Source organism: Shewanella cutis, from assembly GCF_022410515.1.
Lineage (GTDB): Bacteria > Pseudomonadota > Gammaproteobacteria > Enterobacterales > Shewanellaceae > Shewanella > Shewanella cutis.
On record NZ_JACSDI010000043.1, the window covers coordinates 1 to 1,721 of the forward strand.

The 1,721-nt window shown below is 44.8% G+C and carries 1 protein-coding gene; it reads left to right on the plus strand.

What is annotated here, in order from left to right; translation table 11 throughout:
- Positions 1 to 1,359, plus strand: a 1,359-nt coding sequence (gene ccoG, locus H9J30_RS21525; protein WP_240132840.1) for a cytochrome c oxidase accessory protein CcoG, incomplete at its 5' end; no start/stop codon positions are given.
- Positions 1,360 to 1,721 lie beyond the last annotated feature (362 nt).

The following is a 1,721-nucleotide window of genomic DNA, read 5'->3' on the forward strand; positions in this document are numbered from 1 at the left end:
GATAAGGCTGATCGTTTTAACCCCCGCAATCGGATTTATGTCCGCGCAATCGATGGATTATGGAGCCGTTTACGCCGCCGTATGGGCTGGGTTGCCATGCTCTTTTTCCTCATCTTACCTTGGATCCCTTGGGGAGACCGTCAAGCCGTATGGTTTAATCTGGGCGAACAGAAATTCCACGTCTTTGGTTTAACCATTTGGCCTCAGGATCTCACCCTACTTGCGGCACTCTTTATGATCGCGGCTTTTGCCTTATTTTTTGTGACAACCTACCTTGGCCGAGTTTGGTGTGGTTATACCTGCCCCCAAACTGTATGGACTTTTATGTTCATCTGGTTTGAAGAAAAACTCGAGGGTGCACGCAATAAACGCATCAAGCTGGATCAAATGCCATGGAATTTTGACAAAATTTGGCGAAAAACCGCAAAGCACGCAGCTTGGATTCTGCTTTCGCTACTCACAGCAATGACTTTTGTGTCCTATTTTGTGCCGACCCGCGAAGTCTACATTGATGTCTTTACCCTTAATGCTTCAGGTGGCATCTATTTTTGGGTGGTGTTTTTTACCCTCGCAACATACGGCAATGCGGGCTGGATGCGTGAAATCATGTGTATCCATATGTGCCCCTATGCCCGTTTCCAATCAGCGATGTTTGATAAAAACACCTTTATTGTTGGTTACGATGCTAAGCGCGGTGAAACTCGAGGTCCACGTTCACGTAAAGCCGATCCAAAAGAAATGGGCTTAGGTGACTGCATTGACTGTGATCTTTGTGTTCAAGTATGTCCAACAGGTATCGATATTCGTAACGGCTTACAGTACGAATGTATTAACTGCGGTGCGTGTATTGATGCGTGCGACCAAACCATGGAACGCATGGGTTACCCTCTTGGGTTGATTAGCTATACCACCGAAAATAAACTCGAAGGCGTAAAAGAGAAAGTATTACGTCCTAAGCTAGTGGGTTATGGCGTGGTACTGGCCGTGATGATCCTTATCTTTATCTATGCGAGTGCGACAATTGCGCCTTTACGTATGGATATTATCCGCGACCGTAATCAACTCTATCGCGAAAATAATCAAGGCTTGATTGAAAACACCTTTACCCTAAAGATTCTCAATAAGACTGAACAAGCCCACGAATACACTATGAGTGTTGAAGGTCTGAACAACTATAAGTGGTATGGACCAACTTCTGTCACTATTGCTGGGGGTGAAGTACTAACTTTACCTATAAGCGTTGGAGTCGATCCTGTTGAGCTTTCGCGTTCAGTGACAAACATCGAGATAAAAGTGAAAACCCATATTGATGGTGAAGAAGTCGAAGTCGAGCAAGAATCGCGCTTCTTCAGCCCATAGTTACTGTTTCGTTAACCAAATGAGTTTAAAAAGGGACTATTTAGTCCCTTTTTTATTCATATTGCTGGATATCTAGGCGTCTAGATGATTAATCGTAATTTTCTGACAAAAAGCCCTTGCACAAAAAGTTCAGCTGCCTATAATGCGCATCCACTGACACGGCAGACAGCGAAAGCTAACGCGGTTTCAGTGCGAATCGAATGCAAATTGTGCAGTTGATTCGAAAGCGCCAAGAAGTTTGCAAAAACGCCTTGACGCGACACGGGAAATGCGTAAAATACGCAGCCCTGACCCGCTGAGCGGTAACGCGAAAGCTGAAGGTCAAATGCTCTTTAACAATCTAAACAAGAAATCTGTGTGGG